The sequence below is a fragment of the Streptomyces sp. NPDC101160 genome (assembly GCF_044768205.1).
Taxonomy (GTDB): Bacteria; Actinomycetota; Actinomycetes; order Streptomycetales; family Streptomycetaceae; genus Streptomyces.
In genome coordinates this window covers 123,570-136,967 of sequence record NZ_JBIWPJ010000001.1, presented here as the reverse complement: position 1 = coordinate 136,967, position 13,398 = coordinate 123,570, and the positions used below count along the sequence as shown (strand labels likewise).

The 13,398-nt window shown below is 72.6% G+C and carries 10 protein-coding genes and 1 pseudogene; 1 reads left to right on the top strand and 10 read right to left on the bottom strand.

The features are described 5' to 3' along the window. Nucleotides 1–42: 42 nt before the first annotated feature. From ACIRSU_RS00710 to ACIRSU_RS00665, 10 genes and pseudogenes are all read right to left on the bottom strand, one after another. Nucleotides 43–2,265 carry a dipeptide ABC transporter ATP-binding protein gene (locus tag ACIRSU_RS00710; protein WP_403787623.1) on the bottom strand — a complete coding sequence of 741 codons (2,223 nt, stop codon included), beginning with the start codon at nucleotides 2,263–2,265 and terminating at the stop codon, nucleotides 43–45. After that, nucleotides 2,262–3,152 carry an ABC transporter permease gene (locus tag ACIRSU_RS00705; RefSeq protein WP_403787620.1) on the bottom strand — a complete coding sequence of 297 codons (891 nt, stop codon included), beginning with the start codon at nucleotides 3,150–3,152 and terminating at the stop codon, nucleotides 2,262–2,264. The genes ACIRSU_RS00710 and ACIRSU_RS00705 overlap by 4 nt, the downstream gene beginning before the upstream one ends. 1 nt (nucleotide 3,153) lies before the next feature. After that, nucleotides 3,154–4,137, bottom strand: a complete 984-nt coding sequence (locus ACIRSU_RS00700; protein ID WP_403787617.1) for an ABC transporter permease — start codon at nucleotides 4,135–4,137, stop codon at nucleotides 3,154–3,156. A gap of 348 nt (nucleotides 4,138–4,485) precedes the next feature. Further along, nucleotides 4,486–4,878, bottom strand: a complete 393-nt coding sequence (locus ACIRSU_RS00695) for a hypothetical protein (protein WP_403787614.1) — start codon at nucleotides 4,876–4,878, stop codon at nucleotides 4,486–4,488. Between the two features lie 213 nt (nucleotides 4,879–5,091). Beyond that, complete coding sequence (locus tag ACIRSU_RS00690; RefSeq protein ID WP_403787611.1) at nucleotides 5,092–6,537, bottom strand: UDP-glucose dehydrogenase family protein; 1,446 nt, start codon at nucleotides 6,535–6,537, stop codon at nucleotides 5,092–5,094. Between the two features lie 54 nt (nucleotides 6,538–6,591). Then, nucleotides 6,592–7,614, bottom strand: a complete 1,023-nt coding sequence (galE, locus tag ACIRSU_RS00685) for a UDP-glucose 4-epimerase GalE (RefSeq protein ID WP_403787608.1) — start codon at nucleotides 7,612–7,614, stop codon at nucleotides 6,592–6,594. Between the two features lie 40 nt (nucleotides 7,615–7,654). Further along, entirely contained in the window at nucleotides 7,655–8,488 is an 834-nt protein-coding gene (locus ACIRSU_RS00680) for a hypothetical protein (protein ID WP_403787605.1), read from the bottom strand. A gap of 709 nt (nucleotides 8,489–9,197) precedes the next feature. Continuing rightward, nucleotides 9,198–10,289, bottom strand: a pseudogene (locus tag ACIRSU_RS00675) (NAD-dependent epimerase/dehydratase family protein). A 410-nt stretch (nucleotides 10,290–10,699) separates the two neighbouring features. Further along, the gene (locus tag ACIRSU_RS00670) at nucleotides 10,700–11,200 is read right to left on the bottom strand and encodes a glycosyltransferase family 39 protein (protein ID WP_403787602.1); all 501 of its coding nucleotides are present in this window, start codon (nucleotides 11,198–11,200) and stop codon (nucleotides 10,700–10,702) included. A gap of 225 nt (nucleotides 11,201–11,425) precedes the next feature. After that, a complete protein-coding gene (locus tag ACIRSU_RS00665; RefSeq protein ID WP_403787599.1) occupies nucleotides 11,426–11,860 on the bottom strand; it encodes a VOC family protein in 435 nt (144 codons plus the stop codon). A 240-nt stretch (nucleotides 11,861–12,100) separates the two neighbouring features. On the opposite strand from ACIRSU_RS00665, the gene ACIRSU_RS00660 reads away from it, so the two are divergent. Further along, on the top strand, nucleotides 12,101–13,306 hold the full coding sequence (locus ACIRSU_RS00660; protein ID WP_403787596.1) for a serine hydrolase domain-containing protein: 1,206 nt from the start codon (nucleotides 12,101–12,103) through the stop codon (nucleotides 13,304–13,306). The last annotated feature ends 92 nt before the right edge of the window (nucleotides 13,307–13,398 follow it).

Here is a 13,398-nt window from a genome sequence, read left to right as displayed (position 1 = left end):
GGGGTGCGGTGTCGACGTGGGGTCTGCGAGAAGGGCCCGCGGTCAGCGGGCGTGGCAGGCGTGGCGGTGGCCGGAGCCGGGCGTCGCCGGGCCGAGGGCGGGCCGTTCGGTGCGGCACCGGTCCCGCAGCCCGTCGTCGAGCAGCCGGTACAGCGGGCAGCGGTCGACGAAGACGCAGCCCTGTGGGAGGTTCGACGCGCTCGGCTGCTCGCCCTCCAGCACGATCCGCTCGCGGGAGCGCTCGCGCTCCGGGTCGGGCACCGGGATCGCCGAGAGCAGGGCCTCGGTGTACGGGTGCCGAGGGGCTGCGAAGAGGGCTTCGGTGCTGCCGGTCTCGACGATGTGCCCGAGGTACATGACCGCGATGCGGTCGGCGAAGTGCCGCATCACGGCCAGGTCGTGCGCGACGACCAGATACGCCAGGCCCAGCTCGCGCTTGAGTCGGGCAAGCAGGTTGACGACACCCGCCTGCACGGACACGTCCAGGGCCGAGACCGGCTCGTCCAGGACCACGATCCGTGGCCGGGTCGCCAGGGCGCGGGCGATGCCGACGCGCTGGCGCTGCCCGCCGGACAGGGCCGCCGGGAAGCGGTCCGCCACCGACGCGTCCAGGCCGACCAGGCCGAGGAGTTCGGCCACCCGGTCCCGGATCGCCGCCCGGTCGGCGCCGACCGCCTGAAGCGGCTCGGCGAGCAGCTGGAAGACCGTGAGCCGCGGATCGAGGGAGCCCATCGGATCCTGCATGACGATCTGCACCGCGCCGCGGAGCTCCCGCAGTCGGTCGGCCGAGCCGGGGGCGGCGACATCCGTGCCCACGACCTCGATCCGGCCGCTCTCCGGTGGCTTGAGCCGCAGGATCTCCAGCAGAGTGGTGGTCTTGCCGCTGCCGGACTCGCCCACCAGACCCAGGGTTTCGCCGGCCCGCAGCTCGAATCCGACGTCGCTGACCGCGTGGAGCGTGCCGACGCGGCGCTTGAGGAACGCGCCCTTGGTGACGGGGAAGGTCTTGCTCAGACCTGACACCCGCAGCACCACGTCCCCCGGAGAACCGGCGCCACTCGCGCCGTCCACGCCACTCGCGCCGTCCACGCCGTCCGCCAGTGCCGGGGCCGACGCAGGGGCCGGTGCCGCGGCGAGGGCAGGGGTCGGAGCCAACGCAGGGGCCGGTGCCAGGGCCGGGGCCGGAGCCGATGCAGGGGCCGGTTCCAGGGCCGGGAAGAGCTCATCCGCCTTCAGCCGTCCGTCCGCGATCTCGTCGGCGCGCAGGCAGGCGATGTGCCCGTGCCCGGCGACGGGCGCCGCGGCGGGTTCCTCCGTGCGGCAGCGGTCGAGCGCGGCGGGGCACCGGTCCGCGAAGGGGCACCCGGCCGGAAGTCCCACCAGCGACGGGGGTTCGCCGCCGATCGGCACCAGCGGGCGGTCCTTCGGTGCGTCCGGGCGGGGCACCGCGCCCAGCAGGCCGATCGTGTAGGGCATGGTGGGCCGCCGGAACAGCTCGGCGGCGCCCGCCCGTTCCACGATCCGCCCGGCGTACATCACGGCGACGTCGTCCGCGTACCCGGCGACCACGCCGAGGTCGTGGGTGATCAGCACGACTCCGGCACCGGTCTCGGCCTGCGCGGTCCGCAGCACGTCCAGGATCTGGGCCTGCACGGTCACGTCGAGCGCGGTGGTCGGCTCGTCGGCCACGATGACCGACGGGGCGTTCGCCATGGCCAGCGCGATGACGACGCGCTGGCGCATCCCACCGGAGAACTCGTGCGGGAACGAGCGTGCCCTGCGGTGCGGTTCCGGGATGCCCACCAGGTCGAGCAGCTCGACCGCGCGCTTCCACGCGGCCTGCTTCGTCAGGTCCTGGTGCACGCGCAGCGCGTCGGACAGCAGCCGTCCGACCGAGAAGATCGGGGTCAGCGCGGACAGCGGGTCCTGGAAGACCATGCCGATGTCCTTGCCGCGCACGCGGGACAGCTGTCTGTCGTTCAGACCGACCAGGTCGCGGCCGCCGAGCAGGACCTGGCCCGACACCCGGGCGGTCGGCGGCAGGAGCCCCATGACGCCCATCGCGGTCGCGGACTTGCCCGACCCGGACTCGCCGACGATGCCCAGCGTCCGGCCGGGCAGCACGTCGAAGCTCACCCCGCGCACCGCCGCGACGGGGCCCGCCTCGGACGGGAAGGAGACCCGCAGGTCCCGCACCGAGAGCACCGGGCTCTGCGCGGTGCCGGCGGGCGGTGACTCGGGGGCCGGGGCCAGGGTGAAGGTCATCGTGCGCCTCCCGAGGCCGCCGAGATCGAAGTGGGGTCGAGGGCATCGCGCAGCCCGTCGCCGACGAGCGTCATCGACACGGTGAGCAGGACGAGTAGCCCGGCGGGGAACGCGAACAGCCACGGGGCGCTGGTGATGGTGCCGGAGCCGTCGGCGAGCATGGTGCCCAGCGACACGTCGGGGGTCTGCACGCCGAAACCGAGGAACGACAGCGCCGTCTCGCTGAGCACGGTGGCGACGACGCCGAGGGTCAGGTTGACCACCAGCAGGGAACCCAGGTTGGGGATGATGTGCCGGGCCACGATTCGCCACGGCCGTACCCCCATGAACTCGGCGGCCAGCACGTAGTCGCGTTCGCGCAGCGACGTGGACAGCGACCAGACGACCCGGGCGGTCGTCATCCAGCCGAAGACGGTGAGCACGAGGATCAGCACCCGCCAGTCGCCCGCGAGCCGGTGCGAGACCAGGGCGAGAATCAGGAACGACGGAACCACCAGCAGGAAGTGGATGACCGCCAGGGTCAGCTTCTCCAGCCTCCCGCCGACGTACGCGGCGCCCGCGCCGATCACCGCGGCCAGCACGGTCGTCAGCGCCGACACGGCGACCGCGATCACCAGCGAACGCTGCAGCCCGTGCACCGCCTCGGCGTAGACGTCGTTGCCGCCCTGGTTGGTGCCGAAGGGGTGGGCCGCGCTCGGCGGCTGGGTGAGCGCGGTGAAGTCGGCGTCGGTGTGGGCGAAGTCGGTGAACCGACCGCCGAAGACGCTGAACAGCACGAGGAGGACGAAGAGCACCACGCCGAGCAGCGCACCGCGGTTGCGGGTGAACCGCCGCAGGTACAGCCGGCCGCTGCCCAGGAGTGGAGCCGGCGTCACGGTGGTGGCCATGTCAGCTCACCCGCACCCGTGGGTCGAGGACGACGACGGCGACGTCCGCGAGGATCGCGCCGAGCGCGGTCATGGCCGCGCCGAACGCCGCCACGGCGACGGTGCCGTGCACGTCGTTCTTGGCGATGGTCTGGATGAAGTACTGGCCCATGCCGTTCCAGCCGAAGACCGTCTCGGTGATGACCGCGCCCGTGAAGATGGCGGGGATGCCGAACGCCACCGAGGTCGCGGTCGGAATCAGCGAGGCGCGCAGCGCATGGCGGCGGATCGCCTGGGCGCGGGTCAGCCCGGTGGCCCGCGCGGTGCGCACGAAGTCCGAGCCGATGGCGTCGAGAAGCAGCGTGCGCTGGGTCAGGTGATAGCCGACATATCCCAGCAGGGTCAGGCTGAGCGTCGGCAGGACGAGGTGCTGCACCCGGTCGACGACCGTCGGCAGCAGCCCCTCGACGGTCGGTGACTTCTCTCCCGCGACGTACAGGAAGCGAAGTCCGAGGCTCTGGTTGAGCCATATCCCGACAAGGACGACGGCCAACGCGGCGACGGCGGTGGGAATGTTGAAGAGGAACACCGACACCAGCTGCGTGATCCGGTCCCACCAGCCGTACTGCCGCGACGCGCCGGACACGCTGAGCGCGACACCGAGGAGCACGGACAGGAGGGTGGCCGCGGTGACCAGTTGGCCGCTGACCAGCACGCGGAAACCGATCTCGGAGTCGACCGACGCTCCCAGAGGCGACTTCCCCCAGTCGAAGTGGAGGGCCACCTCGCTGAACCAGTGCCACCACCGGTCCACCAGCGGCACCCGCGGGTCCAGGTTGTACGGCGCCAGGGCCTGGTCGATCTCCGCCTCGGTGCGCACCGGGCGTGTGTCCTTGTAGTTGGACCTCGGGTCGAGGAACCAGGCGGCCAGGACGTACGTGACGTTCGTGGCGATCACGATCATGGTCAGCCAGCCCGCCGCCTTGCGCGTCACATGGCGGAGCATGAACCCGCCCTCCCGCGCGCCGGTGCGGTGGCGGCCGCACGGAGAGGGGGGTCGGTGGGGGCCGGGTGAGGGGCCGGCGAGGGTGTGCCGGTTCTGAGCATGATCGTCGTGGCTTTCTGAGGATCTGAATGGCTCCTCCGGATCGGAGGAGAAAGAGGCCTGATGGCGAGTCATTCTGTGGCCGTGATCCACGCCGTCGGAAGGATTCGGAGGGGCCGGCCATGTGATTGCAAGACGCACGTCACAAAGCCCCGCACGTGGCTCGGTTGCCGTGCCGTCATCGGCGTTTCGCGCGTACCTCTTCTGGCGCTCTGTCCCCATATGGGGGTATGGCGCGTGAAAACAGAGCTAAGGGGTGTACGTGAAAGCGGAGAGCCGGAGCCGGACACTGAGGGCCGCCACGGGAGTCTCGGCCGCGCTGCTGCTGACGAAGCCGGTCGTGATCGAGTCGTACGGCGCCGGTCGCGCGACGATCGCCCCACGAGGGAACTCCGGCATCACCGTGCACCACACCGCCGATGTCGAGGTCAGGAACATCGCGCTCGTCGGCGGGGCCGCAAGGCGCGGCGCGAAGGGGTCGGCATCGCGCTGCGCAACACCCTCCCCGGCACCCGCCGGCTCAGCCACGTCAGGATCACGAACGTCGAGGCGAGCGGCTTTCAGCACGGCATCAGCGTCGGCGCAGAGGACGAGGCGGTCGCCGGCTTCGGCGACGTGCGGATCAGCGACATCTCCGTGCACGACAACCCGGTGGTCGGAGCCGTCCAGCCCGCCGCCGGCTGAACCGAGGCCCGGGCCCGGAGGGGAGGGGAGGCCGACCGGCGGATCACGACCACGGCGCGATCCGCCGGACGGACCCTGGACGCCGCGGCCTGCCCGATCCCCATCCGCCGGACTGGACCTGGACGGACCGGCCGGGAGCGGATCGCGCCCGGCCGGTCCGCCGCGTTCGGCTCAGGAGCCGACGGAACCCGCGCCGACCGGCACCGCGGACGCCTCCGGTCCGGGGGCCGCCGGGGAGGCGATGATGGTCCGCCGCCTCTGGCCGGCCGCGGTGGCGGTGGCCCCGCGCCGCTCCGGCGGCGGCGCCGGACGGCCCAGCGCCTTCACGGTCCAGCCGGCCGCGCGCCACGCGTCGTGCGGGAGCGCGTTGCGCCCGTCGATCAGCAGCGGAGTGCGCACCACACGGGACAGCTTGACGGGATCCAGCTCGCGGTACTGCCCCCACTCGGTGAGGTGCAGCACGAGTTCGGCGCCCCGGCAGGCCGTCAGGAGATCCGCGCTGCAGCGCAGTTCCGGGTGGGCGAGTCCGGCCTTCGCCGCGCCCTCCGGGTCGTGGACCCGGACCTGGGCGCCCTGCCGGTGCAGCTCGGCCGCGACGGCCAGCGCCGGTGAGTCCCGTACGTCGTCGCTGTCCGGCTTGAACGTGGCGCCCAGTACCGTCACGCGCCGACCCGTGAGGTCACCGTCGAGCAGCCGCCGGGCGAGCGTGACGGTCCGGCTCCGCTGCCGCTGGTTGATCTCGTCGACCTGGTCGAGGAACGCCACGGCCGGCCCGACGCCGAGCTCCCGTGCCCGGGCCGTGAACGCCCGGATGTCCTTGGGCAGGCAGCCGCCGCCGAAGCCGACCCCCGCGTTCAGGAACCGCCGGCCGATCCGGGTGTCGTGGCCGAGGGCGTCGGCGAGCGTGACGACGTCCGCGTCGGCGGCGTCGCAGATCTCGGCCATCGCGTTGATGAAGGAGATCTTCGTGGCGAGGAAGGAGTTGGCCGCGGACTTGACCAGCTCCGCCGTGTTCGGGTCGGTGACGATGTACGGGGTGTCCGCCGCCAGCATCGGGGCGTAGACGCGGCGCAGCGTCTCGTCCGCGTCCGCATCCCTCACGCCGACGACGATCCGGTCCGGCCGCAGCGTGTCCTCGACGGCGAAGCCCTCGCGCAGGAACTCGGGGTTCCAGGCGACCGTCGCGCGCACGCCGGGAGGCGTCAGACGCGCGATGCGTTCGGTCAGGCGGGCGGTCGTGCCCACCGGGACCGTGGACTTGCCCACGAGGAGGCAGGGCGCGGAGAGGTGCGGGGCCAGTCCGTCGACGACGGCGTCCACGTACCGCAGGTCGGCGGCCGGGGAGCCGGCCTGCTGCGGGGTGCCGACGCAGATGAAGTGGACCTCGCCGTGCGCCGCCGCCTCCCGCAGGTCGGTGCTGAAGCGCAGGCGGCCGGAGTCGAGGGCCCGGGTCAGGACCTCCTCGAATCCCGGTTCGTAGAAGGGCGGGCGGCCCTCGGCGAGGTCGGCCACCTTCTCGGCGTCGACGTCCACACCCAGGACGTCGTGCCCGATGTCGGCCATGCACGCGGCGTGCACGGCTCCCAGATATCCCGTACCGATGACGGTCAACCGCATGCGTGGTGCTCCTGTCTGCGCGGGGGAGATGAAGAGGGAGGGCTTGGCGGAGGCTCAGGGGGCGTAGCCGTACAGGTTCTGCCGCTGGAAGTGCCAGGCGTCGCGGCACATCGCGGCCAGGTCGTGCCGGGCGGCCCAGCCCCAGGCGTTGTAGACGTTCGACGGATCGGCGACGAGCTCCGCGACGTCGCCGGGCCTGCGGTCGGTGACGCGGTACGTGATCGGCTGCCCCGACGCGTCCTGGAAGGCACGCATGAGTTCCAGGACCGACGCGCCGCGCCCGGTACCGAGGTTGAAGACCCGCATGCCGGGCTCGTCGTCGATGTGGTCGAGGGCGACGCGGTGCCCCTCGGCGACGTCGACGACGTGGATGTAGTCGCGGATCCCGGTGCCGTCGGGCGTCGGATAGTCGTCGCCGAAGACGCTCAGCTCCTCGCGGCGGCCCACGGCGATCTGGGCGAGGTACGGCATGAGGTTGTTGGGCACGCCGTGCGGCTCCTCGCCGAGCAGCCCGCTGGGGTGGGCACCGGCCGGGTTGAAGTACCGCAGCGCCAGCACCCGCAGCTCGGGTACGTGCCGGCACACGTCCGCGAGGATCCGCTCGCAGGTCAGCTTGGTCCGGGCGTACGGATTCGTCGGCGCGACCGGGGACTCCTCGCTCAGCGGGACGATCGTGGTGTCGCCGTACACCGAGCAGGACGACGAGAACACCAGCCGGTGCACGCCGTGGTCGTGCATGGCGGAGACCAGGGCCGTGGTGCCGCCGACGTTGATGTCGTAGTACGCGAGCGGGATCTGCGCCGACTCGCCGACCGCCTTCTTCGCGGCGAAGTGGATCACCGCGTCGATCGGGTGGCGAGTGAAGACGGCGTCCAGGGTCCGGCGGTCGCGTACGTCCCCGACATGGGTCGCCGCGATCGGACGCCCCGCGATCTTGGCGACGCGCTCCAGCGCCTCCGGGGAGCTGTTGGAGTGGTCGTCGAGGATGACGACCTCGTGTCCGGAGCTGAGCAGTTCCACACAGGTGTGACTGCCGACGAAGCCGGCGCCACCGGTGACAAGGACCGTACGGGGCATCGGGAACCTCATTTCTCGATCGGCCGGGCGGGCCGGGCCGTCACCAGGCGTAGAAGCCGGTGAGACAGGTGGGGAAGAGGGCGGCGGCGAGCGCCAGGGGAGCCAGGCACAGCAGGCCGCAGAAGAGCGGCAGCGCGGCCGTGCGCAGCGCCCGGAAGACGGAGACTCCGGTCGCGCGTGCGGTCTCCTTGACGTGCAGCACACCGATCGCGAGCGTCACCGCGGCGTAGGAGGTGGCGCCGAGCAGGCAGAGGAAGACACAGGCCACCGCGGGGCCGGTCAGCTGGCCGACGAACGCCGAGCCCGACAGGAACGTCGTGATCAGCAGGTACGGGGCGACGGTGCGCAGCGGGAGCGGCTCCAGCCCGTCGCGCTTCTTCGGCGTGACCTTGAACGTGATCTGACGGGGCGGCAGCTTCTGCATCACGGCGGTGATCACGCCCCAGGCCACGTAGGGCCAGCGGGAGAGACCGAAGAGCCAGATCTCCCAGCTGAAGACGGCGGAGCCCGGGGGCCGTAGCAGCCCACGGCGGCGGCAGAGCAGCGTCAGCAGGATCAGCCAGCCGGACATGCTCCAGAAGTGGGCCAGGAACTCGACGTAGTTGACGTTGATCCAGGGCGTGCCGGTGATCGCGGCGAGCGGCGGCAGCACGATGCCCAGGACGGTGGCCGCGGCCGGGGGCGGGTAGTACATCAGCGCGGCGGAGAAGCGCACGCGCAGCTTGAGGGGCATCCGGCCCAGGTGGCGCGGCAGCATCCCCAGGAGCATCACCGCCAGGCTGCGGGACCACTGGAACTCCTGCGTGATCATCGCGCCGAAGGTGAGCGGGCCCTCGCCGCGCGCCTCCGCGTCGAGCGCGAACGCACCGTGCAAGCCCGCCGAGTTGAGCAGGAAGGTGGTCGAGAAGTCCTCGGACGAGCTCCGGCCCGAGGCCGCCGACGTCCCGCAGGGCCCGCGTGCGGACGGCGTAGTGGGAGCCGATGCACACGGGAGCCAGACCGGCCGAGTGGCCCAGCTGCACGGGCCCGTGGAACGTGGCCTCGCGCTGGAGCCGGCCGCGGGCCGCCCCCAGGCAGACCGCCCAGCCGAGCGACATCAGGACGACGAGGACGCGGTCGAAGCGCGAGAAGGCCCGTACGAAGGTCGACGGAAGCATGTCGAGCCGGCGCGGCGGCCCGGCCAGGACCGGGCCGTCCGGGCCGATGGCGGCCACGGAGCCCTCGGAGAGGGCTCGGATCTCCGCACCGAGCGCCTCCCATTCCTCCGGTGAGCCGGGGACGGGGGAGGGGAGGGGAGGATCCTGGACGGTTCCGATGCTCAGGGCGGGGCCTTGCTCCAACGACGTCATGTCAGCGAGTTCTCCAGGCGGTTGCGTCAGCGGACCGTGGGATACGGAGGAGGCGGCGGGAACCGGGGCGGCGGCCGGGCGGCCGGAGGGCAGCGGCCGCTGCCCGGGCGTCGCGACCCGGGGCCGCCGGGGAGGGCGGAGCGGGGCCGGCACGGGTCCGCCGCGAGGGTGGGGCGGCGCGCCACCGGGGTCCGCCGGGGAGGGGAGCGGGGCCGGCGCGACCGCCCCGGGGGATCAGCCGCCCGAGCCGGACGGACTGGCCGCCGCCGCGGGCGTCGCGCCGGTGGTGGCGGAAGCCGGGCCCGGGATCGCCTGCGCCGCCGGGGCCGCACCGGTCACCGCGGTCAGCGGCACCGTCTCGTCCTGGCCGCCGCGGATCGCCGCGGCCGAGGCGCCGAGCCGCTCCGCCGGGCGGCGAAGTAGGCGACGGTCCTGCGCAGGCCTCGGTGATGTCGATCTCCGGCTGCCAGCCCAGTACCTCCTGGGCCGGGGTGATCACCGGCCGGCGGCGGACCGGATCGTCGACGGGCAGCGCGTGGTGCTGCACCTGGGAACGCGAGCCGGTCATCGCGAGAACCGTCTCGGCGAGCTCGGAGACGGTGCGCTCGACCGGGTTCCCCAGGTTGAACGGACCCATCTCGGAGGAGTCGAGGAGCGCCACGAGGCCGCGGACCAGGTCGTCGACGTAGCACAAGCCGCGGGTCTGCTTGCCGTCGCCGTAGCTCGTCAGGGGTTCGCCGGTCAGGGCCTGGGCGATGAAGCTGGACACCACCCGGCCGTCGTCCGGGCGCATCCTCGGCCCGTAGGTGTTGAAGATGCGCGCGATGCCGACGTTGAGGCCGTGGGTACGGCGGTAGGCCGCGGTGACCGCCTCGGCGTATCGTTTCGCCTCGTAGACGCTGCGCGGGCCGAGCGAGTTGACGTTGCCCCAGTACGCCTCCTCCTGCGGCTGGACCAGGGATCGCCGTAGCTCTCGCTGGTCGACGCGAGGATGAAACGTGCGTTGTGGCGCAGGGCCGGCCGTAGCGCGTTCTCGGTGCCGCGACTGCCGACCCTGAGGGTCTCCAGCGGCCCGCGCAGGTCGTCGGGAGACGAGGCGGGGGAGGCGAGATGGGCGACGGCGTCGACCTGTCCGGCGACCTCCACCGCCACGCTCACGTCGGCGCGCTGGAACGCGAAGCCCGGATGGGACAGGAACGGGGCGATGTTGTCGGGGTCGCCCGTCGAGAAGTCGTCCAGGCACACCACCGAGTCACCGCGCCGCAGGAGCGTTTCGCACAGATGTGACCCAAGGAAGCCACCGCCACCGGTCACGGCAACGCGCATGTGTTTCTCCAGGAATGGGAAGTGGAATGGCCTTCCGCCGTGTCGGCGTGAGCTGCCGGAAAACCCGGCCGGACGAGCCGGAAAAGCGGAACTCTCGGAAAACGCAGCAAAAGCGTATGTCCATACCGGCCTATTTTCGCGGAGGCAATTCGGCTGTTCGGCTGTTCGGACGATGCCCTCCCCTTGTGATTCCCCGGGTCGTTCCCCGCCCCGCATGCCCCGCGCCGCTCCGCGGCCCGGTCCGCCGCCGTCACCCGCACGTGTGAGCCCGGGCTCCGTGCGCCCGGTGGGCCGACCGTGCGCGCACGTGCGTCCCGGACGCGCATGTTCGACCGAGCCCGGCGAGCACCGCCGCGGCCGTGAGCACCCGGACGTCGGGCCCGGCGAACTTCTGGGCGAGGAACCAGACTTCAGCCGCTCCCGGCTCCTGGATCCACGAGATCTGGTCGCCCTGGCCCGAGGAGATCACGGCGAGCGGCACCACCGGCACGACCGCCGCCCCCGCGGCCCGCCGCCCACCGCCGCCAGGCCCCTGGACGGGGTGCGGCCGACAGCACCGTGACCCCGTGGGCGACCCGCACCAGCAGGGCGAACTCGTGCAGCAGCGCCGTGCCGGCGACGGTCGCCGCGTATCCCGCCCACCGTCCGAACGAGTCGCGCTCGACGGCGTTCAGCAGACACCAGGTGGCCACAGCGGCACCGGCCGTCACCAGGGCGTACGAACGGCCCTCCTGCGCGTAGAAGGACACGAACGGGGTGATCGCGAACAGCAGCCCGGCCCACAGGCCCACCCGGGGGCGCGCCAGTCGGCAGCCGATCGCGCCGGCCAGACCGGCGGTGCACGCCGCGCCGAGCACCGACGGGAGCCGCAGCATCACCTCGTCGGCCCGGACGGCGAGGACGGCGTGCATGAGGAGTTAGTAGACGCCGTGAACGGCGTCGAGCCCGCCCAGAAGGCGCCAGATCTCGGGCCCCGAGGGCCGGGCGATCTGGAACGTCGCGGACTCGTCGCGCCACATGGTGCCGCGTCGAGCCCCCACAGGCCGATGCCGAGCATGACGGCGGCGGGCACCAGGGCCGCGCCCGCCCTTCTGGTCGAAGCCTGTGTCACCTCTCCGGGAGTGGTGCGACGGGGCTCAGTCGAGGCAGAACTCGTTGCCCTCGATGTCCTGCATGTTGATGCAGGACTCGTTCTCCTCGTCGGCGTACAGCGTTTTCAGGTGCACCGCGCCGAGTGCGGTCAGCCGTGCGCATTCGGCCTCGAGGACGGCCAGGCGCTCGTCACCCACGAGCCCGGTGCCGGCCCGCACGTCGAGATGCACCCGGTTCTTGACGGCCTTTCCTTCGGGAACGCGCTGGAACAGCAGCCGCGGCCCCTCACCCGTGGGATCAGTGCACGCGAAATACTGCGGCTGTTCCTTGGCCGGCACCGAGCGAGCGTAGTCGTCCCAAGTGGCATACCCCTCCGGTGCCGGCGGCACGACGTACCCCAACACCTCGCACCAGAAGAGGGCGAGGCGCACGGTCTCCGCGCAGTCGAAGGTGACCTGGAACTTCTTGATCGATGGCATCGGGCCACCGTAGCAAAGGCGTTCTGCGCGGCCCATGTCGCGGTGAGGGGGGGCAAATGAGGGGCACGGCGGCGCCCCCGCGGGCCGCCCCCGTGCCGTGCGACCGGGCCGCGCCCCAGGGCCGGATGGAGTAGGGACGCGCACGGTGGAGCAGCGGCAACCGGGGAGCGGACCGATGCTGGGAGCGTCGGATCCCTGTCGCGCCCGAAGGCGCCATCGCCGCGCCTGAGGAGGCCCCACATGCCCGCATCCCTTCCCGCAGCCCGTACCGGTCGGCGCGTCCTCAAGAGAGCTGTCGCCGCGGTCCTCGCGGCGGGCGCCGTGCTGACCGTCCTGGCGGCGCCCGTCTCCGCCGACGGACCCCCGCCCGCCGGCCATGGGCCTCATGACGAGGGACTTCAGCGGGCCCTGGCCGGCCTGGTGGCGGCGCCGGGCGGGCCGCCCGGCGCGATCGCCGTGCTCACCAGGGACGGCGTGCGGAAGGTCTACCGGGCCGGCACGGCCGAGCTGGGCACGGGGCGCCCGCCCCGGGTCGAGGACCACATGCGTATCGCGAGCGCGGCCAAGGCGTTCAGCGGGGCGGTGGCCCTGGGCCTGGTGGACCGGCGTGCCCGCGCCCTCGACGACACGATCGGCGAGCGGCTGCCGCACCTGCCCGCCGCCTGGCACGCGGTGACGCTGCGCCAGCTCCTCCAGCACACCAGCGGCCTCCCCGACTTCAGTCAGAACAAGGCATTCCAGGACATCGTCCGCGCCGACCCCAGGCACCACTTCGACTCCCGCCGACTGCTGGACTTCGTGGCCGACCAGGGCCTCGCCTTCCCGCCGGGCAGCCGCTACGCGTACTCGAACTCGGACAACATCGCGGTCGCGCTGATGGCCGAACAGGCCGCGGGGCGCCCGTACGAGGTGCTGCTGCGCGACCTGGTGTACCGGCCGCTCGGCCTGCACGAGACCAGCCTGCCGCAGGGCTACCGCCTGCCCCACCCGTACTTGCACGGCTACGACACGGCCCCGGGCGAGCCGCCGGAGGACGTCAGCGAGGCGATCAGCGCGTCCGGCGCCTGGGCCTCGGGCGGCATCGTCTCCACCCCGGCCGACCTCTCCACCTTCATCGGCGGCTACGCCGGGGCCTGGCTGCTGACCCCGGCCACCCGCCACGCCCAGCGGGACTTCCTGCCGGGCGGCGCTTCCGAACCGGCCGGCCCCGGCGCCAACGCGGCCGGGCTCGGGCTGTTCCGCTACACCACCCGATGCGGCGTCGTCCTCGGCCACACCGGCAACACCCCCGGCTACACCCAGTTCGCCGCCGCCACCCCCGACGGCCGGCGCGCCGTCACCGTTTCCGTGAACAGCCAGGTCACGCTCGACCCGGCGCTGCTCGCCCGGCTGCGGGCGACCGAGGAGAAGTTCGTCTGCGCCCTGCTGGGGCACGGGCGTCACTGACGCCGACGGTGCGGCGTGACAACGGCCGAAAGTAGCCGGGGCTGGGGTGAATTGGGGGATACGCGCTGGTAACTTACGGGAGTTGATCAAGG